The sequence below is a fragment of the Salmonella sp. WC3 genome, from assembly GCF_042932255.1.
In the GTDB taxonomy this organism is placed as follows: Bacteria; Pseudomonadota; Gammaproteobacteria; order Enterobacterales; family Enterobacteriaceae; genus Salmonella; species Salmonella enterica.
This window is the reverse complement of the sequence record NZ_CP170629.1, coordinates 353368-375750: the sequence shown is the minus strand read 5'-3', so window position 1 is coordinate 375750 and position 22383 is coordinate 353368. Positions and strand designations below refer to the sequence as shown.

At 54.9% G+C, this 22383-nt stretch carries 16 protein-coding genes; 10 read left to right on the top strand and 6 right to left on the bottom strand.

Features of this window, described 5'->3' with window-relative positions; all coding sequences use genetic code 11:
- Positions 1-33 precede the first annotated feature (33 nt).
- The 5 genes from ACFK9X_RS01690 (at position 34) to ACFK9X_RS01670 (ending at position 6763) form a co-directional block, all read left to right on the top strand.
- A complete protein-coding gene (locus ACFK9X_RS01690) occupies positions 34-2364 on the top strand; it encodes a Tex family protein (protein ID WP_151115364.1) in 2331 nt (776 codons plus the stop codon).
- 436 nt (positions 2365-2800) lie between these two features.
- Positions 2801-3028 (top strand): ferrous iron transporter A, encoded by a 228-nt coding sequence (gene feoA, locus ACFK9X_RS01685; RefSeq protein WP_001160955.1) that lies wholly within the window; start codon positions 2801-2803, stop codon positions 3026-3028.
- Between the two features lie 18 nt (positions 3029-3046).
- A complete protein-coding gene (gene feoB / locus ACFK9X_RS01680) occupies positions 3047-5365 on the top strand; it encodes a Fe(2+) transporter permease subunit FeoB (RefSeq protein ID WP_151115362.1) in 2319 nt (772 codons plus the stop codon).
- A 12-nt stretch (positions 5366-5377) separates the two neighbouring features.
- Positions 5378-5614, top strand: a complete 237-nt coding sequence (gene feoC / locus ACFK9X_RS01675; protein ID WP_000157589.1) for a [Fe-S]-dependent transcriptional repressor FeoC — start codon at positions 5378-5380, stop codon at positions 5612-5614.
- Positions 5615-5848: 234 nt separating this feature from the next.
- A complete protein-coding gene (locus ACFK9X_RS01670) occupies positions 5849-6763 on the top strand; it encodes an Rpn family recombination-promoting nuclease/putative transposase (protein ID WP_151115360.1) in 915 nt (304 codons plus the stop codon).
- Between the two features lie 35 nt (positions 6764-6798).
- Here ACFK9X_RS01670 and bioH read toward each other — a convergent pair whose 3' ends face one another.
- Complete coding sequence (bioH, locus tag ACFK9X_RS01665; protein WP_000998146.1) at positions 6799-7569, bottom strand: pimeloyl-ACP methyl ester esterase BioH; 771 nt, start codon at positions 7567-7569, stop codon at positions 6799-6801.
- Between the two features lie 37 nt (positions 7570-7606).
- Here bioH and gntX point away from each other — a divergent pair, with 37 nt between their 5' ends.
- The 3 genes from gntX to gntT all read left to right on the top strand — a co-directional run bounded on the left by gntX (position 7607) and on the right by gntT (position 10617).
- Positions 7607-8290: a DNA utilization protein GntX gene (gene gntX / locus ACFK9X_RS01660; protein WP_000958732.1), complete on the top strand. Its 684-nt coding sequence runs from the start codon at positions 7607-7609 to the stop codon at positions 8288-8290.
- 58 nt (positions 8291-8348) lie between these two features.
- Positions 8349-8924 (top strand): Fe-S biogenesis protein NfuA, encoded by a 576-nt coding sequence (gene nfuA, locus ACFK9X_RS01655; RefSeq protein ID WP_151115358.1) that lies wholly within the window; start codon positions 8349-8351, stop codon positions 8922-8924.
- Positions 8925-9300: 376 nt separating this feature from the next.
- Positions 9301-10617, top strand: a complete 1317-nt coding sequence (gene gntT / locus ACFK9X_RS01650; protein WP_151115356.1) for a gluconate transporter — start codon at positions 9301-9303, stop codon at positions 10615-10617.
- Between the two features lie 118 nt (positions 10618-10735).
- Here gntT and malQ read toward each other — a convergent pair whose 3' ends face one another.
- Both malQ and malP read right to left on the bottom strand, forming a co-directional pair.
- Positions 10736-12814, bottom strand: coding sequence for a 4-alpha-glucanotransferase (gene malQ / locus ACFK9X_RS01645; RefSeq protein WP_151115354.1), 2079 nt, complete (start codon positions 12812-12814; stop codon positions 10736-10738).
- Between the two features lie 9 nt (positions 12815-12823).
- Positions 12824-15217 (bottom strand): maltodextrin phosphorylase, encoded by a 2394-nt coding sequence (malP, locus tag ACFK9X_RS01640; protein ID WP_151115352.1) that lies wholly within the window; start codon positions 15215-15217, stop codon positions 12824-12826.
- Between the two features lie 593 nt (positions 15218-15810).
- Between malP and malT the strand changes: the two genes are divergently transcribed.
- Positions 15811-18516 (top strand): HTH-type transcriptional regulator MalT, encoded by a 2706-nt coding sequence (malT, locus tag ACFK9X_RS01635; protein WP_151115350.1) that lies wholly within the window; start codon positions 15811-15813, stop codon positions 18514-18516.
- A 68-nt stretch (positions 18517-18584) separates the two neighbouring features.
- Here malT and ACFK9X_RS01630 read toward each other — a convergent pair whose 3' ends face one another.
- The 3 genes from ACFK9X_RS01630 to glpE all read right to left on the bottom strand — a co-directional run bounded on the left by ACFK9X_RS01630 (position 18585) and on the right by glpE (position 20669).
- Positions 18585-19343 carry a DeoR/GlpR family transcriptional regulator gene (locus tag ACFK9X_RS01630; protein ID WP_000815085.1) on the bottom strand — a complete coding sequence of 253 codons (759 nt, stop codon included), beginning with the start codon at positions 19341-19343 and terminating at the stop codon, positions 18585-18587.
- A gap of 93 nt (positions 19344-19436) precedes the next feature.
- Positions 19437-20267, bottom strand: a complete 831-nt coding sequence (glpG, locus tag ACFK9X_RS01625; RefSeq protein WP_000928699.1) for a rhomboid family intramembrane serine protease GlpG — start codon at positions 20265-20267, stop codon at positions 19437-19439.
- A gap of 75 nt (positions 20268-20342) precedes the next feature.
- The gene (gene glpE, locus ACFK9X_RS01620; RefSeq protein WP_000434523.1) at positions 20343-20669 is read right to left on the bottom strand and encodes a thiosulfate sulfurtransferase GlpE; all 327 of its coding nucleotides are present in this window, start codon (positions 20667-20669) and stop codon (positions 20343-20345) included.
- Between the two features lie 198 nt (positions 20670-20867).
- On the opposite strand from glpE, the gene glpD reads away from it, so the two are divergent.
- A complete protein-coding gene (gene glpD, locus ACFK9X_RS01615) occupies positions 20868-22376 on the top strand; it encodes a glycerol-3-phosphate dehydrogenase (protein WP_000448178.1) in 1509 nt (502 codons plus the stop codon).
- Positions 22377-22383: the final 7 nt, after the last annotated feature.

Genomic DNA, 22383 nt, shown 5'->3' with positions numbered 1-22383 from the left:
CCCTGATTTTTATCCTGAAGACGAAGCTAACCCATGATGAATGATTCTTTCTGCCGCATTATTGCGGGTGAAATCCAGGCAAATGCCGGGCAGGTTGAAGCTGCCGTTCGCCTGCTTGACGAAGGGAACACCGTGCCGTTTATCGCACGTTATCGTAAAGAAATCACCGGCGGTCTGGATGACACGCAGTTGCGTAACCTGGAAACGCGTCTGGTCTATCTGCGTGAGCTGGAAGACAGGCGTCAGGCCATCCTCAAGTCCATTTCCGAACAAGGCAAACTGACCGATGAGCTGGCTGGCGCCATCAACGCTACGTTAAGTAAGACCGAGCTCGAAGACCTCTACCTGCCCTATAAACCTAAACGCCGCACCCGTGGACAAATCGCCATTGAAGCCGGTCTTGAGCCGCTGGCCGATCTGCTCTGGAACGAGCCGTCCCACGATCCTGACGTGGAAGCGGCAAAGTACATTGATGGCGACAAAGGCGTGGCGGACACGAAAGCCGCGCTCGACGGCGCACGCTACATTCTGATGGAGCGCTTTGCCGAAGACGCCGCATTGCTGGCGAAAGTGCGTGATTACCTGTGGAAGAACGCCCATCTGGTCGCCACCGTCGTGAGCGGCAAAGAGGAAGAAGGGGCAAAATTCCGCGACTATTTCGACCATCATGAGCCCATTGCTAACGTCCCGTCTCACCGTGCGCTGGCCATGTTCCGTGGTCGTAACGAAGGCATTCTGCAACTTTCGCTCAATGCCGACCCACAGTTTGATGAGCCGCCAAAAGAAAGCTACTGCGAGCAAATCATCATGGACCATCTCGGCCTGCGGCTAAATAACGCCCCGGCGGATAGCTGGCGCAAAGGCGTAGTGAGCTGGACGTGGCGTATCAAAGTCTTAATGCACCTCGAAACCGAACTGATGGGCACCGTGCGCGAACGTGCGGAAGACGAAGCGATTAACGTGTTTGCGCGTAACCTGCACGACCTGCTGATGGCAGCCCCCGCAGGCCTGCGCGCCACGATGGGCCTTGATCCTGGCCTGCGTACCGGCGTAAAAGTCGCTGTCGTTGACGGCACCGGCAAGCTGGTGGCGACGGATACCATTTATCCGCATACCGGTCAGGCGGCCAAAGCGGCTACCGTGATCGCCGCGCTGTGCGAAAAATACCACGTCGAACTGGTCGCGATTGGCAACGGTACGGCCTCGCGTGAAACCGAACGCTTCTATCTCGACGTACAGAAACAGTTCCCGAACGTGACGGCGCAGAAAGTGATCGTCAGCGAAGCGGGGGCGTCCGTGTATTCCGCTTCTGAGCTGGCGGCGCAGGAGTTTCCGGATCTCGACGTCTCCCTGCGCGGCGCGGTCTCTATCGCCCGTCGTCTGCAGGATCCGCTGGCGGAACTGGTGAAAATCGATCCGAAATCCATCGGCGTCGGCCAATATCAACACGATGTCAGCCAGACGCAGCTGGCGCGTAAGCTGGATGCGGTGGTCGAAGACTGCGTAAACGCCGTCGGCGTCGATTTGAATACCGCCTCCGTGCCGCTGCTGACCCGCGTCGCGGGCTTAACGCGCATGATGGCGCAAAACATCGTCGCCTGGCGCGATGAGAACGGTCAGTTCCAGAATCGCCAGCAACTGTTGAAGGTGAGCCGTCTGGGGCCGAAAGCGTTTGAGCAGTGCGCGGGCTTCCTGCGTATTAACCACGGCGATAACCCGCTGGATGCCTCCACCGTCCACCCGGAAGCCTATCCGGTTGTCGAACGCATTCTGGCGGCGACGCAGCAAGCGCTAAAAGATCTGATGGGCAACAGCAACGAATTGCGTCACCTCAAGGCCGCTGATTTTACCGACGATAAATTCGGCGTGCCGACCGTGAGCGATATCATCAAAGAGCTGGAAAAACCGGGCCGCGACCCGCGTCCTGAATTTAAAACCGCGCAATTCGCCGATGGCGTCGAAACCATGAACGACCTGCTGCCGGGGATGATTCTGGAAGGGGCGGTCACTAACGTCACCAATTTCGGCGCATTTGTCGATATCGGCGTTCATCAGGATGGCCTGGTCCACATCTCTTCCCTGTCGACTAAGTTCGTCGACGATCCACACACCGTGGTAAAAGCGGGCGACATCGTGAAGGTGAAAGTGCTGGAAGTGGATCTGCAACGTAAGCGTATTGCGCTGACGATGCGTCTGGACGAACAGCCCGGTGAAACCGCCGCTCGCCGCGGCGGCGACGCCGATCGCGCTCAGGGCAACCGCCCGGCATCTAAAGCGGCGAAACCGCGCGGTCGTGACGCCCAGCCAGCCGGTAACAGCGCCATGATGGACGCGCTGGCAGCCGCAATGGGAAAAAAACGCTAATCGGGTAATACGCAGGCCGGGTTACTTCTTATCCGGCCTGCGATTTTGCAATACGTCCAACCCTTTCTTTTTTAATTAACAATTAAATCTTACCCATTAGAATCTGTTAATTAATTTCCTTCTGCTATCCGCACTATTAATTATCACTTTATTAACAGATGAAACCTTAATTAAACATTAAAAACGGTGGATATTTGCACAATAGGGGTATTTGCAAAAAGACAAATAAATGTTGAGCCATATCAACATCGGCGCAAATTATCGCTTATTTGTACATTCCGTCACATTTTAATCGTTGAAGATAGAAACCATTCTCATTATCATTGTGTTGTTGATTATTTACTCTTTCCTTCGTTGGCTAAACATCGGGTCTCCTGCCGCCCCCCTGAGCGCCGCATGAGGTATACATCCAGTTAGTAAGAAACAAGTAGGTCGTATGCAATTCACTCCTGACACTGCGTGGAAAATCACCGGCTTTGCGCGTGAAATCAGCCCGGCGTATCGTCAAAAACTGCTTTCGCTCGGCATGTTGCCCGGCTCTTCATTTAATGTCGTCCGCGTCGCGCCCTTAGGCGATCCGATCCATATCGAAACACGACGCGTGAGTCTGGTTTTGCGTAAAAAGGATTTGGCGTTAATAGAAGTGGAAGCGGTTTCCTGTTAATACAGTGAGTCTATAAAAATGAAAAAATTAACCATTGGTTTAATTGGTAATCCTAATTCCGGCAAGACCACCTTATTTAACCAACTCACCGGCGCGCGTCAGCGCGTGGGGAACTGGGCGGGCGTCACCGTCGAGCGTAAAGAGGGCCAGTTCGCGACAACTGACCACCAGGTCACGCTGGTAGATTTACCCGGCACCTATTCTCTGACGACCATCTCGTCACAAACCTCTCTCGACGAACAGATCGCCTGCCACTACATCCTGGGCGGCGACGCCGACCTGTTGATAAACGTTGTGGACGCCTCCAATCTGGAGCGCAACCTCTATTTGACGCTGCAACTGCTGGAGCTGGGTATACCCTGTATTGTCGCGCTCAACATGCTGGATATCGCCGAAAAACAGCAGGTTCGTATTGATGTCGACGCTCTGTCCACGCGTCTGGGTTGCCCTGTCGTACCGCTGGTATCGACTCGCGGCCGCGGTATCGAGGCGCTGAAACTGGCCATTGACCGTCACAACGCTAACGACAACGTCGAACTGGTGCATTATGCCCAGCCGCTGCTGCGCGAAGCGGATTTCCTGGCCGACGCGATGGCCCAGGAGATGCCTTTACAACAGCGCCGCTGGCTGGGTCTGCAAATGCTGGAGGGCGATATCTACAGCCGGGCTTACGCAGGCGAGGCGGCGCAAAACCTGGACACCTCCCTGGCCCGTCTGAAGGACGAAATGGACGACCCGGCGCTGCATATCGCCGACGCCCGTTACCAGTGTATCGCCGCTATTTGCGACGTGGTAAGTAATACCCTGACAGCCGAACCCAGCCGCTTCACCAGGGCGGTCGATAAAATTATCCTGAACCGCTTCCTCGGCTTACCGATTTTTTTGTTCGTGATGTACCTGATGTTCCTGCTCGCCATTAACATCGGCGGCGCGTTGCAACCCCTGTTTGATGCCGGTTCCGTCGCCATCTTTATTCATGGCATTCAATGGATTGGCTACACGCTGCACTTCCCGGATTGGTTAACCATCTTCCTGGCGCAAGGTCTTGGCGGCGGGATCAATACCGTCCTGCCGCTGGTGCCGCAAATCGGGATGATGTACCTGTTCCTCTCCTTCCTTGAAGACTCCGGTTATATGACGCGCGCGGCCTTCGTCATGGATCGCCTGATGCAGGCGCTGGGACTACCGGGTAAATCCTTCGTGCCGCTGATTGTCGGCTTCGGCTGTAATGTACCTTCCGTGATGGGCGCCCGCACGCTTGACGCTCCGCGCGAACGCCTGATGACCATCATGATGGCGCCGTTTATGTCCTGTGGCGCGCGCCTGGCGATTTTCGCCGTCTTTGCCGCCGCCTTCTTCGGGCAAAACGGCGCGCTGGCGGTCTTCTCGCTATACGTGCTGGGTATTGTCATGGCGGTATTAACCGGCCTGATGCTGAAACATACCATTATGCGCGGCGAAGCCTCTCCGTTTGTGATGGAGCTGCCGGTTTACCACGTACCGCATATCAAGAGCCTGATCATCCAGACCTGGCAACTCCTGAAAGGTTTTGTACTACGCGCCGGTAAAGTCATTATCATCGTGAGTATTTTCCTGAGCGCGTTTAACAGTTTCTCGCTGAGCGGCAAAATCGTCGATAACATTAATGACTCCGCCCTCGCCTCTGTAAGCCGGGTCATCACACCAGTCTTTAAACCGATCGGCGTCCATGAGGATAACTGGCAAGCGACCGTGGGTCTGTTTACGGGCGCCATGGCGAAAGAAGTTGTCGTCGGTACGCTGAACACGCTCTACACCGCCGAAAATATTCAGGACGAAGCGTTTAATCCTGCCGACTTCCACCTCGGCGATGAACTGCTGGGCGCGGTTGACGATACCAGGCAAAGCCTGAAAGACACCTTTAGCCTGAGCGTACTGGCTAACCCGATCGAAGCGAGTAAAGGTGACGGCGAAATGGCGACCGGCGCGATGGGCGTAATGGATCAAAAATTCGGCAGCGCCGCAGCGGCGTACTGTTACCTGATTTTCGTCCTGCTTTACGTACCGTGTATCTCGGTAATGGGCGCTATCGCCCGCGAGTCCAGCCGCGGCTGGATGGGCTTCTCCATCCTGTGGGGGCTGAATATCGCCTATTCGCTCGCCACGCTGTTCTACCAGGTTACCAGCTTCAGTCAACACCCGACATACAGCCTGATCTGTATTCTGGCAGTGATCGTCTTTAACGTTGTGGTGTTAAGCCTGTTACGCCGCGCCCGCAGCCGTGTAGACATTGAACTGCTGGCAACCCGCAAAAACGTCAGTTCCTGTTGTTCGGGCACTGCGGGCAATTGTCACTAAGGGATGTAAAAAATGGCTTCATTGATACAGGTTCGCGATCTACTGGCGCTGCGGGGGCGTATGGAAGCAACGCAAATCAGCCATACGCTGCACGCTCCGCAGCCCATGATCGACGCCATGCTGAATCAACTGGAGATCATGGGTAAAGCGGTACGTATCCCGGAAGAACCGGACGGCTGCCTTTCAGGCAGCTGTAAAAGTTGTCCGGAAGGTAAAGCCTGCCTGCGCGAATGGTGGGCCTTGCGTTAACCTTCGTCGGGTAGCGACGTAACGCGTCCTATCCGGCCTTTATTCCGCGTTATGTTGCCCGGTACGCGTCACGCTGCCGGGCAATTTTGCGTCATGTCTTCCACAAAGATGAAAGCGTTACCGCCGTGCGCATTTGTCTCCCCATGCGCCTCGCAAGCGCACTAATCCTCTACTGCAATCAGCCCGGTCTGCGCGTAGTGTCACGCCATTGAACTTCACCGATGATGGATCGATATGGCGACCTCAACAACATCCACGCCGCATGACGCGGTATTCAAACAGTTTTTATGCCACCCCGATACTGCACGGGATTTTTTGGAAATTCATCTCCCGACGACATTACGTCAAATCTGTAATCTGAATACGTTACGGCTGGAGTCCGGTAGCTTTATTGAAGAGGATTTACGCCCCCATTATTCCGATATTCTTTGGTCGCTGGAAACAAGTGAAGGTGAAGGTTACATTTACGTGGTTATTGAACATCAGAGTACGCCGGACGCGCATATGGCATTTCGGCTGATGCGTTACGCAATGGCTGCAATGCAACGGCACCTGGAGGCCGGGCATAAGACGTTGCCGTTAGTGGTGCCAATGCTGTTTTACCACGGAAACCGAAGCCCCTATCCGTTCTCATTATGCTGGCTGGATGAATTTGCCGACCCGGTGATGGCGCGTAAGCTATACGCCACCGCCTTTCCTCTGGTCGATATTACGGTCGTGCCGGACGACGAGATTATGCGGCACCGACGGTTCGCGCTGCTGGAACTCATACAAAAACACATCCGCCAGCGCGATCTGATGGGGCTTGTCGAACAGCTGGTCGCCCTGCTGGTTAAGGGATACGCTAATGACACCCAGCTTCAAAGTTTGTTTAATTACATGATGCACACTGGCGACGCCGCGCGCTTCAATACGTTTATCCGCCAGGTGGCTATGCGTATCCCACAGCATAAGGAGAAGATCATGACTATCGCAGACAAATTACGTCAGGAAGGACATCGTAACGGGTTACAGCAAGGCAAGCAGGAAGGCCAACGGCTCGCCGCATTGCGCATTGCCCGCTCCATGCTAAACGATGGTTTCGATCGCGATACCGTGCTTAGGGTTACCGGGCTGGCGCCTGCCGATCTGGCGTCTGAAAGCCATTAACCTTGCAGAATGGTCCGGGCCCGGCAACGCCCTGGTTACAGCGATGATTTTAGCGTCATCAGCGCCTGACAAAACGCCGCCGGATGCGAGATAAACGGCGCATGGGCCGCCTTCGCCATTATCTGTGATGTACTGTGCGGCCATAACGTATCGAGCAAAGGCACGATTTTACGCGGCACCAGACCGTCCAGATAACCATACAAACGCAAAAACGGCATGTTCACATTTTTAAGCGCTTCTCGTAGATCGACCGTTTTTAAGATTTCCAGTCCGCCATTGAGCACCTCTACATCCGGCATAGGCTGCGCCAGCACCACGCTTTTTAAGGTGCGGGCATCCTGACGCGCCGTCTCCGTCCCTAACGTTTGCAGCGCCAGAAAACGCTCCACCGTGCGCTGAAAATCGTCGCTAAGCTGCTGCTGGAATCCACCGAGGATTTCCGGTTTTATTCCCGGCCACCCCTCACGCGCGCTAAAGCATGGCGAAGAGGCGACTGTCACCAGCGCCTGAACGCGTTCAGGGTGGGTGAGCGCCATCTGACTCGCCACCAGGCCGCCCAGGCTCCAGCCAAGCCAGATAGCCTGGTCCGGCGCGTTTTTCGCTACCTGCGCCGTCATCTCTTCAAGCGTCATGGCGCCAAACCCCGAACTACGGCCATAGCCCGGCAAGTCGACCAGATGCAGCGTAAAATGCGAGCCGAGTTCCTCGCGAATGCAATGCCACACCTCCGCGTTCAATCCCCATCCGTGCAGCAGCACAAGATGACAATTTCCCTCGCCGTAGGTCTGCCACCAGATGTCATTCATCAGTTACTGTTCTCTTTTGTCTAACAAGGATGCACCTATGCTAACAGTACCGGGATTATGCTGGCTATGCCGAATGCCGCTGGCGTTAAGCCACTGGGGAATTTGTTCCGTATGCGCGCGCGCCGTTCGTCAGCGCGTCAGCCTGTGTCCGCAATGCGGATTACCTGCCGCGCATCCTTCGCTCCCCTGCGGTCGCTGCCTGCAAAAACCGCCGCCCTGGCAGCGTCTGGTGAGCGTCAGTGACTATACGCCGCCCTTGAGTTTACTGGTGCATCAGCTTAAATTTACCCGCCGCAGCGAAATTGCCGCCGCTCTGGCGCGTCTACTGTTGCAGGAAGTCCTCATGGCGCGCCGCAGCACTGGCTTGCAGCTTCCCGACAGAATCGTCAGCGTTCCGCTCTGGTCGCGCCGACACTGGCGGCGGGGGTTTAACCAAAGCGATCTGTTATGCCAACCGTTAGCGCACTGGCTGGGCTGCGCGTGGGACAGCCAGACCATCACGCGGGTACGGGCGACCGCAACACAACATCATCTCAGCGCCAGGTTACGTAAGCGCAATTTGAAAAACGCGTTTCGCCTTGAATTGCCGGTACAGGGTCTCCATATGGTTATTGTGGATGATGTCGTCACTACCGGAAGTACCGTCGCGGAAATCGCGCAACTGCTTTTGCGCAACGGCGCAGCGACTGTCCAGGTATGGTGCCTGTGTCGAACCTTGTAGAGCCTCGATGATGGGCGTATTATAACCAACTAAAATAGTCAACTATTAGGCCATTACTATGATCCGTATTTCCGATGCTGCACAAGCGCACTTTGCCAAACTGCTGGCAAATCAGGAAGAAGGGACGCAAATCCGCGTATTTGTCATTAATCCCGGCACTCCTAACGCAGAGTGCGGTGTTTCTTATTGTCCGCCCGACGCCGTAGAAGCCACCGATACTGCACTGAAATTTGACCTGTTGACCGTTTATGTCGATGAACTGAGCGCGCCCTATCTGGAAGACGCGGAAATTGATTTCGTGACCGACCAGCTAGGTTCTCAACTTACATTGAAAGCGCCAAACGCGAAGATGCGCAAAGTGGCCGATGACGCGCCGCTGATGGAGCGCGTGGAATATGCTCTGCAATCGCAGATTAACCCGCAGTTGGCGGGCCACGGCGGTCGCGTCTCGCTGATGGAAATTACCGATGAAGGCTATGCAATTCTGCAGTTTGGCGGCGGTTGTAACGGTTGCTCGATGGTTGACGTCACGCTGAAAGAAGGGATCGAGAAACAGTTGCTGAATGAATTCCCGGAACTGAAAGGGGTTCGCGATCTGACCGAACACCAGCGCGGCGAGCACTCCTACTACTAAGATTTTCCCCGCATCCATGCCCGATGGCCCTTGCGCCTGTCGGGCCTTGTCTGCCCCACCGTAGGCCGAATAAGGCGTATACGCCGCCATCCGGCGCTATCAGCCACATCTCAGAACGATGGTCCTTCTTCTTTCGCCGATAACATGACCTGTGTCTCATAATTTAAATTTTGCCTGCCAGGGTCATTTTCAACACCCAAATGTTACCCGTATCATTCTTATGGGCACCTAACATCCATATAACATCTGACTACGCTCATTCGTTTCAACGGTAATCAGTATTGGTGCTATTGCGACTCTGTTCCCGTCGGGAACAACAGGAATTTGTCGTCGAAACAATGACGTTACCCATAACAAAGTAAAGGCCAGGTAAATCATGCCATTAGTCATCGTTGCTATCGGTGTTATCTTGTTACTTCTTCTGATGATCCGCTTCAAAATGAACGGATTTATCGCCCTTGTCCTGGTAGCGCTCGCTGTCGGGTTGATGCAGGGAATGCCGCTGGATAAAGTCATCGGCTCCATCAAAGCCGGTGTCGGCGGTACGCTTGGCAGTCTGGCCCTGATTATGGGGTTCGGCGCCATGCTGGGCAAAATGCTTGCCGACTGCGGCGGCGCTCAACGTATCGCCACTACCCTGATCGCGAAATTTGGTAAAAAGCATATTCAGTGGGCCGTAGTGTTAACCGGCTTTACCGTCGGCTTCGCTCTGTTCTATGAAGTGGGCTTCGTTCTGATGCTGCCGCTGGTATTCACCATTGCCGCAGCAGCGAATATCCCGTTACTGTACGTCGGCGTGCCGATGGCCGCGGCGCTTTCCGTCACACACGGCCTCCTGCCGCCGCACCCGGGCCCAACCGCAATCGCCACGATTTTCCATGCCGATATGGGTAAGACGCTGCTGTTTGGTACGATTCTGGCAATCCCGACCGTGATCCTTGCCGGACCGGTTTACGCCCGTTTCCTGAAAGGTATCGATAAGCCGATCCCGGAAGGCCTGTACAGCGCGAAAACTTTTACGGAAGAAGAGATGCCGGGCTTTGGCGTCAGCGTCTGGACGTCGCTGGTTCCGGTTATTCTGATGGCGATGCGTGCGATTGCCGAGATGATTCTGCCAAAAGGCCACGCTTTCCTGCCCGTTGCCGAGTTCCTGGGCGACCCGGTAATGGCTACGTTAATTGCCGTACTGATTGCGATGTTCACCTTTGGCCTGAACCGCGGGCGTTCAATGGATCAGATTAACGATACGCTGGTCTCTTCCATCAAAATTATCGCCATGATGCTGCTGATCATCGGCGGCGGCGGCGCGTTCAAGCAGGTGCTGGTCGATAGCGGCGTGGATAAATACATCGCTTCAATGATGCATGAAACCAATGTCTCTCCGCTGTTAATGGCGTGGTCTATCGCGGCGGTGCTGCGTATCGCGCTGGGCTCCGCGACTGTCGCGGCGATTACCGCAGGCGGCATTGCGGCGCCGCTGATCGCCACTACCGGCGTTAGCCCTGAACTGATGGTTATCGCAGTCGGTTCCGGGAGCGTGATTTTCTCTCACGTCAACGACCCGGGCTTCTGGCTGTTCAAAGAGTATTTCAATTTGACTATCGGCGAGACCATTAAATCCTGGTCGATGCTGGAAACGATCATCTCCGTCTGCGGCCTGATCGGCTGTCTGCTGTTGGGTATGGTGGTTTAAGCGAGACAGCTTGTAGGCCGGATAAGGCAGCAATGTGCGCCAGGATTGCCTGATGGCGCTGCGCTTATCAGACCTACGTGCTCTCACCATAATAAAGCCGGGGAAATCCCCGGCTTTATTACTTCTTCTTCGCGGCCGCTTTTCGGCGCTTATCCAAATCCTTAATCAGCTTGTTTACGCCCTCATCGGCAAACATCTGCTCCAGCGTGGCGGTGAGCTTCCGCCGCCAGTTTTTATACTGATCGCTGGTGCCCGGTACGTTAACCGGATCGGCCATATCCAGCCAGTCCTCCGGCTGAAGCCCCAATAGACCGCTGTTACTGTCGGCGATATAGCGCTGAAGTCCGCGATTTAGCGTTGGCGTCATCGACATTAACGATGCCTTATGCCCGGCGCGTTTTGGCAGACAGCCATATTTATGCAGCGCGTCCAATAGCCCCTGTTTCGCCCGCTCGCGATCCTCATACAGCCCGCGCAGAATCACTTCATCCGGATAAAGCCCCAGAGCTTTACCCAACGTCAGGTCACCGCATTCCCAATAGCCGCGCAGCGTGGGGAGATCGTGCGTCGAGGCGACAGCCATCGATTGTTGCGGATACGCGCCTGGCGCGCGGAAGTTTTTCTCAAGGTCATTTTCAAACCACAGCACTTTATAAGAATAGACCCCGCTATCGCGCAGCTTGCCGACAATCTCAACTGGCACCGTCCCCAGATCTTCGCCTATCACCATACAACGGTGACGTTGGCTCTCCAGCGCCAGAATAGAAAGCAAATCATCTACCGGATAATGGACGTAAGCCCCCTGATCCGCTGTTTCGCCATACGGTATCCACCACAGACGCAGCAACGACATGACATGGTCAATGCGCAACGCGCCGCAGTTTTGCATATTGGCGCGCAGCAGGTAGATAAAGGGCTCATACGCCCGGGCGACAATGATATGCGGGTCCATTGGCGGCAACCCCCAGTTCTGACCGAGCGGGCCGAGGATATCCGGCGGCGCGCCGACAGATGCTTTCAGGCAGTACAGCTCCCGGTCGCACCAGGTTTCCGCGCCGCCTTCCGCTACGCCAACCGCCAGATCGCGGTACAGACCAATCGGTAGTTTAAAACTCTGGCAGGTATCCCAGCAGGCGGCGAATTGGCGCCAGGCCAGCCACTGAAGCCAGAGGTAAAACTCCACCTCTTCGCGGTGCGCTTCACAGAATTGTTTTACCGCGGGAGACTCTACCGACTGGTACGCCTCCGGCCAGGCTGGCCAGCCCCAGCGCTGCTCATCCTCTTTTACCTGATACGCATGCAGCGCGTCGAATGCCGCCTGCCAGTAAAGGCTCTCGCCTTCGCGGGCGATAAAGTGACGAAACTCCGCCATTTGCGCATCGTCGCGAGCGGCAAACCGCGTCCACGCCATCCGCAGCGCCGTGATTTTCAGCGCGGTAACGGTAGCGTAATCCACCCATTGCGCATCGCGCGCCTGTCGCAGCTTTTGCTGTGTGGCGGGCATTTGCCACCATGCCTGCGCCTCTTCGCTCAGGCGGAAATCTTCGACGGCGTTGACGTCGATATATATCACGTTCAGCCAGCGACGAGACGAGGGGCAGTAGGGACTGGCGCTCTCCGGATTCGCCGGATAAAGCGCGTGGATCGGATTCAGGCCGATAAACGCGCCGCCGCGTGTCGCCACGTCGACCAGCATCGACTTCAAATCGCCGAAATCGCCAATACCCCAGTTTTTTTCTGAACGCAGAGTATAAAGCTGGACGCAGGCCCCCCACAGTTTTTTCCCTTCCAGCAGCGCCTGCGGCTCATAGCATCGCGGCGGGGCGACGATAATACGGCAGTGCGTACGCTGTTCATCCTGGGTCAACGTCAGGGTGTGGTAGCCCTCCGGCAACGTAGCCGGCAGGTTAAGTTTTTTACCGCCCGTCACGCGCCCTTTGTAATGCTCGCCCTCTTCCGTAGTCAGCAGCCAGGAAAACTCACCGCGCCCCTCTACCGGCAACGCCATTTTTTTACCCGCGGTATAAACCTTCACATTCGGCACGACCGCCTGTGGTCCTGTTGTCGTGCCGTGCATCGCCGCCAGCAAACGTCTCTTGGTTTCAGCGCCAATAGACTGCGGTTTGCCATGAGCATTGATGTAACTGGGACTGATCCCCGCCGCCAGCGCGGCACTATCGAGACGTTTATTTTCCATCGCGCTCCCTTAGCGTTTTGCCTGCCAGATACGGGCCTGATAATCGCGAATAGAGCGATCGGAACTGAACATACCGCAGCGCGCGGTATTGAGGATCGCGGCGCGCGTCCACGCTTCCTGGTCACGATACAGCGCATCCACCTGCTTTTGCGCCTCGACATAAGCGGCGAAGTCCGCCATGACCAGGTACGGATCGCCCCCCTGTTTGCCGAGGCTATGCAGCATCTGGTCAAAGGCATGTTTATCGCCATCGCTGTATTGACCGCTTTCCAGCTCTTTTAGCACCGCATCCAGCACTTTGTCTTTTTTACGCCATTTCACCGGATCGTAGCCTTTGGCTTTGAGCGCCTTGACCTCTTCCACAGTATGGCCAAAGATAAAGATATTCTCTTCACCCACCTTCTCAGCGATTTCAACGTTAGCGCCGTCCAGCGTTCCCACAGTCAACGCCCCGTTCAGTGCCAGTTTCATGTTGCCGGTGCCGGACGCCTCTTTCCCGGCAGTAGAAATTTGCTCGGAAATATCCGCCGCCGGAATGAGCATTTCCGCCGCCGAGACGCAGTAATCCGGCAGGAAAACCACCTTCAGCTTATCACCCACCGCCGGGTCGTTATTAATGGCCTCCGCAACCTTATTGATAGCAAAAATGATGTTCTTCGCCAGGTAATAGCCCGGCGCCGCCTTCGCGCCAAACAGGAATACGCGCGGTACGCGGTCAGCCTGCGGGTTTTCGCGGATCTCTTTGTACAGCGCCAGAATATGCAACAGATTCAGATGCTGACGCTTGTACTCGTGCAGACGTTTGATCTGAATATCAAAAATCGCATGGCTCGAAATCTCAATCCCGGTACGGGCCTGGATAAATTTCACCAGCCGTTCTTTGTTCGCCCGTTTGATGTCGCGATACTGCTGACGGAACTTCGCATCGTCAGCGTATTTTTCGAGGTTGATCAACTGGTCGAGATCGTTAGCCCACTCTTTTTTCAGCGTTTTATCCAGCAACGCCGCAAGCTGCGGATTGCACTGTTTGATCCAGCGACGCGGCGTAATGCCGTTGGTGACATTGTGGAATTTGTTCGGCCAAAGCTGGTGATATTCCGGGAACAGATCTTTCACCACCAGATCGGAGTGCAGCGCCGCCACACCGTTGACCGCAAAGCCGCTGACCACGCACATATTGGCCATGCGTACCTGACGGTCATGCACCACCGCCAGTTTTGCCCATACCTGCTTATCGCCAGGCCAGGTGTTATCGACCAGCGTCTTAAAGCGATCGTTAATCTGCTTGATAATCTGCATATGACGCGGCAACAGCGCTTTGATTAACCTCTCGTCCCAGCACTCCAGCGCTTCCGGCATCAGGGTATGGTTGGTGTAGGCGAAGGTTTTGCTGGTGATAGCCCAGGCGTCATCCCAGCTCAGCTGGTGCTCGTCAATCAGCACGCGCAGCAGTTCAGGGATGGCAATAGTCGGGTGAGTATCGTTCAACTGAATGACCTCGTAATCCGCCAGCTCATGCAGTTTGCGTCCGGCCAGATGATGGCGACGCAGAATATCCGCTACCGAGCAGGCGCACTGGAAGTATTGCTGCATCAGACGCAGTTTTTTACCCGCCGTGTGGTTATCGTTGGGATAAAGCACCTTCGTCAGTTTTTCCGCATCGATACCCTGCTGTTCCGCCCGCAGGAAAGCGCCGTCGTTGAATTTGGTCAGATCAAACGGATGCGCGTGGGTCGCCTGCCACAAACGCAGCGGTTGCGCGACGCCGTTACGATAGCCTAACACCGGCAGATCCCAGGCCTGGCCTGTAATCACAAAACCGGGCTCCCAGCGCCCTTCTTTGGTGACTTTACCGCCGATCCCAACCTGGACGTCCAGCGCCTCGTTGTGGCGGAACCACGGATAGCTGCCGCGATGCCAGTCATCCGGCGCTTCCACCTGCTTGCCCTCAACAAATGACTGACGGAACAGCCCATACTGGTAGTTCAGACCATAGCCCGTAGCGGACTGCCCGACGGTGGCCATCGAATCGAGGAAGCAGGCGGCCAGACGTCCCAGACCACCGTTGCCGAGCGCCGGATCGACTTCCTCTTCCAGCAGATCGGTCAGATTAATATCGTGCGCTTTCAGCACATCGCTAACGTCTTGGTACCACCCCAGATTTAACAGGTTATTTCCCGTCAGGCGGCCAATCAAAAATTCCATCGAAATGTAGTTCACATGACGCTGGCCTTTCGTCGGCTGCACTACCGGTTGCGCGCTCAGTAATTCCGCCAGTGCGCCGCTAACGGCCTGCCACCACTGACGAGGCGTCATGTCGGACGCCGACAGTAAACCAAAACGCTGCCACTGACGCGTCAGGGCGGCCTGGAATTGATCTTTATTGAAGGTTGGCTGTGACATAGGAAATCCGTCCTCGGGTAATAAAACAACGTTATCGCTAGTTTGCCAGGCTCGATGTTGACCTTCCTCCTCCCGGCAATGATTAGGGAGGGAGGAGGAGCGGGGATGAGCATAAAAGTGTGATCGCCGCCACTTACCCCTGTATAAACGCGCCGATTCCTGTCAACGACACCCAGTGTTACGCATAATCAAATGAATAAACAGAAATAACAGTAAATCGCGAAGGGATATTTTCGAAGATTATATGAACGCCGAAATAGTTTCTTACCTGAAATATTCAGCAGCGGGAGGTTCACTAACTTAACATAATTAATTAAACGCCTGGTATCGCCATTGTGTTAAATCCGCATCCTGTCCAGGACATTATTTACAATAACGGAAATATGACCTCAGCCCAGCTCTGACGCTCGTTTCAACCGCGCCGAATACTTTTTTAATACCGTTATTTAGAATTGTGACAGAGTGCAAATTCAGACACATAAAAAGTCTGCTTAGCTTGCATTAAAATGCTTTCTGGCCGACCTTATATCTATTAATTACGAAGCGCAAAAAAAATCGCAGTTCCCCCCATTTTCCACAGTGAAGTGATTGCTATGTTGATTCCGTCTAAATTAAGTCGTCCGGTTCGTCTCGACCATACCGTGGTTCGTGAGCGGCTATTGGCTAAACTTTCCGGCGCGAACAATTTCAGGCTCGCCCTGGTAACCAGTCCTGCTGGCTATGGGAAAACCACGCTTGTCTCACAGTGGGCGGCGGGCAAAAATGAATTAGGCTGGTACTCTCTCGACGAAGGCGATAACCAGCAAGAGCGATTCGCCAGTTACTTAATTGCCGCTATCCAACAGGCCACCGGCGGACACTGCTCTACCAGCGAAGCGATGGCGCAAAAACGTCAGTACGCCAGCCTGACGTCCCTCTTCGCGCAGCTCTTTATTGAACTGGCGCAGTGGCATCGCCCGCTTTATCTGGTGATTGACGACTACCATTTGATTACCAATCCGGTGATTCACGACGCGATGCGCTTTTTCTTACGGCATCAGCCGGAAAATTTCACCCTGGTGGTGTTATCGCGTAATTTGCCGCAACTGGGCATCGCTAACCTGCGCGTGCGCGATCAGCTGTTGGAAATCGGCAGCCAGCAGTTGGCTTTTAACCATCAGGAAGCAAAGCAATTTTTTGACCGTCGTCTTTCGTCGCCCATTGAAGCCGCTGAGAGCAGCCGCATGTGCGACGATGTGGCAGGTTGGGCCACTGCGCTACAGTTGATCGCCCTTTCCGCGCGCCAGAACCATACCTCTGCGCATCACTCCGCCCGCCGTCTTGCCAGGATTAATGCCAGCCACCTTTCTGATTATCTGGTGGACGAAGTACTGGATAACGTGGATGTCAGCACCCGACATTTTTTACTTAAAAGCGCGATTTTACGCTCAATGAATGACGCGTTGATCGTGCGCGTGACCGGCGAAGAAAACGGCCAGATGCGGCTGGAGGAGATTGAGCGCCAGGGGTTATTCCTGCAACGCATGGACGACACGGGCGAATGGTTCAGCTATCACCCGTTGTTTGGTAGCTTTCTGCGCCAGCGTTGCCAGTGGGAACTGGCGGCGGAACTGCCGGAGATCCACCGCGCGGCCGCGGAAAGCTGGATGGAACAAGGTTTTCCCAGCGAAGCTATACATCATGCGCTGGCGGCGGGTGACGCGCAAATGCTGCGCGATATCCTGCTTAACCATGCGTGGGGGCTGTTTAATCACAGTGAACTGGCGCTGCTGGAAGAGTCATTAAAAGCGCTGCCGTGGGAAAGCCTGCTGGAAAATCCGCGGCTGGTGTTGTTACAGGCCTGGCTGATGCAAAGCCAACACCGCTACAGCGAAGTGAATACGCTGCTGGCGCGCGCCGAGCAAGAGATCAAAGGGGTCATGGACGGCACACTGCATGCTGAATTTAACGCGCTGCGCGCCCAGGTCGCCATCAACGACGGCAATCCGGAAGAGGCAGAGCGGCTGGCGAAACTGGCGCTGGATGAGCTTCCTCTCGCCTGGTTTTATAGCCGTATTGTCGCGACCTCCGTTCACGGCGAAGTGCTGCACTGTAAAGGCGATCTCAGCCAGTCTTTATCGCTGATGCAGCAAACCGAACAAATGGCGCGCCATCATGACGTCTGGCATTACGCGCTGTGGAGCTTAATTCAACAAAGCGAAATTCAGTTCGCCCAGGGATTCCTGCAGGCCGCATGGGAAACGCAGGAGAGAGCCTTCCAGTTGATCAAAGAGCAACATCTGGAACAACTGCCGATGCATGAGTTTCTGGTACGTATCCGCGCGCAATTGCTGTGGGCGTGGGCGCGCCTTGACGAAGCGGAGGCCTCGGCGCGCAGCGGTATCGCTGTGCTGTCCACCTTCCAGCCGCAACAACAGTTGCAGTGCCTGACGTTACTGGTGCAGTGCTCGCTGGCGCGCGGCGATCTGGATAATGCCCGTAGTCAGCTTAACCGACTGGAAAATTTATTAGGCAATGGTCGTTATCACTGCGACTGGATCTCTAACGCCGATAAAGTGCGTGTCATTTACTGGCAGTTAACCGGCGACAAGAAATCCGCCGCCAACTGGTTACGTCATACGCCCAAACCGGCGTTTGCCAATAACCATTTTCTGCAAGGACAATGGCGGAATATCGCCCGCGCGCAGATCCTGCTGGGCGAATTCGAGCCTGCGGAAATCGTGCTGGAAGAGTTAAATGAGAATGCCCGTAGCCTGCGCTTAATGAGCGATTTAAACCGCAATCTGCTGTTACTCAATCAGCTTTACTGGCAATCCGGGCGGAAAAACGACGCCCAGCGCGTATTGCTTGATGCCTTACAGCTCGCCAACCGCACCGGATTTATCAGCCATTTTGTGATTGAAGGCGAAGCCATGGCGCAACAATTGCGTCAGCTTATCCAGCTTAATACGCTGCCGGAGATGGAGCAGCATCGCGCGCAGCGCATCCTGCGAGAGATTAACCAACATCACCGGCATAAATTCGCCCATTTTGACGAAGGCTTCGTCGAGCGCCTGCTTAACCATCCGGATGTCCCGGAGCTTATTCGCACCAGCCCGCTCACCCAGCGTGAATGGCAGGTGTTAGGGCTTATCTATTCCGGTTACAGCAACGAACAGATTGCCGGCGAACTGGCGGTGGCCGCGACCACCATTAAGACGCATATCCGCAACCTCTACCAGAAACTCGGCGTCGCGCACCGTCAGGACGCGGTACAGCACGCGCAGCAGTTGCTGAAGATGATGGGGTATGGGGTTTAAATTAATGCCTGATGAGCTTATCAGGCCTACGATCACGCGCAGAGTGTAGGCCTGATAAGACAGTCTCTTTAACACAGCTCCAGTTGAATATGGTTCTCCGTCAACACCTGCATCACACCCGGCGGCGGCAGGGTATCGGTGTAGACCGCATCGACCATACTAATGCTGCCCATGTTTACCATCGCGTTACGGCCAAATTTAGAGTGATCCACCACCAGCATCACGTGGCGCGAATTTTCGATAATCGCGCGCTTGGTGCGTACCTCATGGTAGTCAAATTCCAGCAACGAGCCGTCGCTATCAATACCGCTAATACCGAGAATGCCGAAATCGAGACGGAACTGGGCGATAAAGTCCTGCGTCGCTTCGCCAATAATGCCGCCGTCGCGGCTGCGGAGTTCGCCGCCGGCGAGGATAATACGAAAATCCTCTTTCGCCATTAGCGTGTTCGCTACGTTTAAATTGTTGGTCACGATCCGCAAATTACTGTGCCCTAACAAGGCGTGCGCTACGGCTTCCGGCGTCGTGCCGATATCAATAAACAGCGTTGAACCATTGGGGATCTGGGCCGCGACTTTGCGAGCGATGCGCTCTTTTTCTTCCGTTTGCGTCGCCTTACGATCGTGCCACGGCGTGTTCACCGAGCTGGAGGGCAACGCCGCGCCGCCGTGGTGGCGCAAAATCATATTCTGTTCCGCCAGATCGTTAAGATCCCGACGAATGGTTTGCGGGCTGACAGAAAAATGCTCCACCAGCTCTTCCGTACTGACGTACCCCTGTTTTTTCACCAGTTCAATGATCGCGTCATGCCGTTGTGTTTGTTTCATGAATAATCTCTGAAAGTAACCAACCTTGCGCCGGATAGCGGCATTCGCCCTACCCGGCCTGGAAAAATATCTCGACCACAGGCCGGATACGCCTCACGTTCGTTTTCGCGCATTCAGCGTATCAACAAAGGCCATCGCTAAACCGACGATAAGCCCGGCGATGTGCGCGCCGTTCGCCATAGACATGCCAAACCAGTCAAACCAACCAGCGACTATCCACAATAATGCAAAAATAATTAAGCCGCGCTGGAGGTAAATTCCGCTTTGCGGATCGCGCTCTCCACGCAGCCACACGTAGCCCATCAGCGCATAGACGACGCCAGACAGCCCGCCAAACCACGGGCCGCTAAATTTCTGCTGTACATAGCCGCTTAGCAGCGCGCTTATCACCGTAATGACGATTAATTTACCGCTGCCCAGGCGCTTCTCTACCGCCCCGCCGAGATACCACCACCACAGCAGGTTAAAAAGAATATGCATCAGTGAGAAGTGCATAAAGATATGGGTGAAGTAGCGCCAGACTTCAAATTTTAAAACCGGATCGAACGGCCACGCCAGCCACACCATCACCGTCTGATCGCCGATGAGACTCATCGCGATATAGACCAGCACGCAGGCGAGCATCACGATCCAGGTAACAGGGCCGGCTCGTTCACGCAGCGTGGCGAGAAAGGGAAAACGGCGATAGCGTAGCCCGCTGTTAGTCTGCCCGGACTGCCAGCTAGCCGCCAGATAACGCGGATCGCCGGGATTTTCTATAAACCGCGCCAGCTCGCCCCGCACACGTTCGGCCTGCGATTCATCTGCCAACCAGATATCGCTTTGATTATGTTGCTGAATAGTAAGAATGACGCCCTGGGTGGCCATGTAATCAACAAATGCCTGCGCCACGCGAGGATTCGCAAAGGAAGTAATCATCAACATTATTGCTGTCGCTTAGTCCATACAAAAGAAGACAGTATATATACCCTTCTCGTCGGAGGCTGCATCTTTATGGGATTACGCGCCATTCGCGACATCGGCAGGGAAACGGCGATGCCAGGCCTCAAACCCGCCGTCAATGCTGTAAACCGCATCATAGCCTTGCTGGAGCAGATACTGCGCGGCGCCTTTACTACTGTTGCCGTGATAGCACATTACCATCACGGCGGTATCGAAACCATGCTCACGCATAAACGCGCCCAGCGTATCGTTAGTCAAGTGAAACGCCTGCGGCGCATGACCCATGGCATAACTTTGCGGATCGCGAATATCGACCAGCACCGCCGCGCCCTGGTGCAGTTTCTGATACGCCTCTTCTACAGTGATACATTCAAATTGTTCCATGAATCGCTCTTTCATTATTGCCGGTGAAGCCAATTAAGGCATTTTATCGCCCAGTGTACGTTGACGGAGTAGCTTAGCGCCATAATGTTATACATATCACTCTAAAATGTTTTTTCGATGTTACCAATAGCGCGTTTCTTTGCTATTATGTTCGATAACGAACATTTTTGAACTTTAACGAAAGTGCAAGAGGGCAGCATGGAAACCAAAGATCTGATCGTGATAGGCGGGGGCATTAACGGTGCAGGCATCGCGGCTGATGCCGCCGGACGCGGTTTGTCCGTACTCATGCTGGAAGCGCAGGATTTGGCCTGCGCAACCTCTTCCGCCAGTTCGAAACTTATCCACGGCGGCTTACGCTACCTTGAGCACTACGAGTTCCGTCTGGTCAGCGAAGCGCTGGCAGAACGTGAAGTGCTGTTGAAAATGGCGCCGCACATCGCCTTCCCGATGCGTTTTCGTCTGCCGCACCGCCCGCATTTACGTCCGGCCTGGATGATCCGTATCGGTCTGTTTATGTACGATCACCTCGGCAAACGTACCAGTTTACCCGGTTCCACCGGTGTGCGGTTTGGCGCAGATTCGGTGCTCAAACCGGAAATCGTGCGCGGATTCGAATATTCCGACTGCTGGGTAGACGATGCGCGTCTGGTGCTGGCTAACGCACAGATGGTGGTGCGTAAAGGCGGCGAAGTCCTTACCCGTACTCGCGCAACCGCCGCTCGTCGGGAAAATGGCCTGTGGATTGTCGAAGCGGAAGATATCGACACCGGTAAAAAATATGTCTGGCAGGCGCGCGGACTGGTTAACGCCACCGGACCGTGGGTCAAACAGTTCTTCGACGAAGGGATGCACCTGCCGTCGCCGTATGGCATCCGCCTGATCAAAGGCAGCCATATCGTCGTGCCACGCGTCCATAATCAGAAGCAGGCGTATATTCTGCAAAACGAAGATAAGCGTATCGTCTTTGTCATTCCGTGGATGGAAGAGTTTTCGATCATTGGCACGACCGATGTCGAATATAAAGGCGATCCGAAAGCGGTAAAAATTGAAGAGAGCGAAATTAATTACCTGTTGAAGGTTTATAACGCGCACTTCCAGAAACAACTGGGGCGCGATGACATCGTCTGGACGTACTCCGGCGTCCGTCCGCTGTGCGATGATGAGTCCGACTCACCGCAGGCGATCACTCGCGATTATACCCTTGATATTCATGATGAAAACGGCAAAGCGCCGCTGCTTTCCGTGTTTGGCGGTAAGCTCACGACCTACCGTAAGCTGGCCGAACATGCGATGGAAAAACTGGCGTCTTATTATCCAGGCATCGGGCCGGCATGGACCAAAACGTGCGTACTGCCCGGCGGCGACATCGACGGCAGCCGCGAAGATTACGCGGCGAAGCTGCGTCGTCGTTATCCGTTCCTGACGGAATCGCTGGCGCGCCACTATTCGCGCACTTACGGCAGCAACACGGAGTGGATTCTCGGCGAAGCCACGTCGCTGCTTGATTTAGGCGAAGATTTCGGTCATGAGTTTTACGAAGCGGAACTCAAGTACCTGGTGGATCACGAATGGGTGCGCCGTACTGAAGACGCTATCTGGCGTCGCACCAAAGAAGGCATGTGGCTGACCGCCGAGCAGCAGTCCCGCATCACCCAGTGGCTGGCGGCGTATGTTGAGAAACACCAACTTTCACTGGCGTCGTAATAAAATC

Excerpts from the sequence above, each read along its gene's own strand:
- ACFK9X_RS01690 (WP_151115364.1), top strand. The coding sequence starts at position 34 with ATGATGAATGATTCTTTCTGCCGCATTATTGCGGGTGAAATCCAGGCA.
- feoA (WP_001160955.1), top strand. The coding sequence starts at position 2,801 with ATGCAATTCACTCCTGACACTGCGTGGAAAATCACCGGCTTTGCGCGT.
- feoB (WP_151115362.1), top strand. The coding sequence starts at position 3,047 with ATGAAAAAATTAACCATTGGTTTAATTGGTAATCCTAATTCCGGCAAG.
- feoC (WP_000157589.1), top strand. The coding sequence starts at position 5,378 with ATGGCTTCATTGATACAGGTTCGCGATCTACTGGCGCTGCGGGGGCGT.
- ACFK9X_RS01670 (WP_151115360.1), top strand. The coding sequence starts at position 5,849 with ATGGCGACCTCAACAACATCCACGCCGCATGACGCGGTATTCAAACAG.
- bioH (WP_000998146.1), bottom strand. The coding sequence starts at position 7,569 with ATGAATGACATCTGGTGGCAGACCTACGGCGAGGGAAATTGTCATCTT.
- gntX (WP_000958732.1), top strand. The coding sequence starts at position 7,607 with ATGCTAACAGTACCGGGATTATGCTGGCTATGCCGAATGCCGCTGGCG.
- nfuA (WP_151115358.1), top strand. The coding sequence starts at position 8,349 with ATGATCCGTATTTCCGATGCTGCACAAGCGCACTTTGCCAAACTGCTG.
- gntT (WP_151115356.1), top strand. The coding sequence starts at position 9,301 with ATGCCATTAGTCATCGTTGCTATCGGTGTTATCTTGTTACTTCTTCTG.
- malQ (WP_151115354.1), bottom strand. The coding sequence starts at position 12,814 with ATGGAAAATAAACGTCTCGATAGTGCCGCGCTGGCGGCGGGGATCAGT.
- malP (WP_151115352.1), bottom strand. The coding sequence starts at position 15,217 with ATGTCACAGCCAACCTTCAATAAAGATCAATTCCAGGCCGCCCTGACG.
- malT (WP_151115350.1), top strand. The coding sequence starts at position 15,811 with ATGTTGATTCCGTCTAAATTAAGTCGTCCGGTTCGTCTCGACCATACC.
- ACFK9X_RS01630 (WP_000815085.1), bottom strand. The coding sequence starts at position 19,343 with ATGAAACAAACACAACGGCATGACGCGATCATTGAACTGGTGAAAAAA.
- glpG (WP_000928699.1), bottom strand. The coding sequence starts at position 20,267 with ATGTTGATGATTACTTCCTTTGCGAATCCTCGCGTGGCGCAGGCATTT.
- glpE (WP_000434523.1), bottom strand. The coding sequence starts at position 20,669 with ATGGAACAATTTGAATGTATCACTGTAGAAGAGGCGTATCAGAAACTG.
- glpD (WP_000448178.1), top strand. The coding sequence starts at position 20,868 with ATGGAAACCAAAGATCTGATCGTGATAGGCGGGGGCATTAACGGTGCA.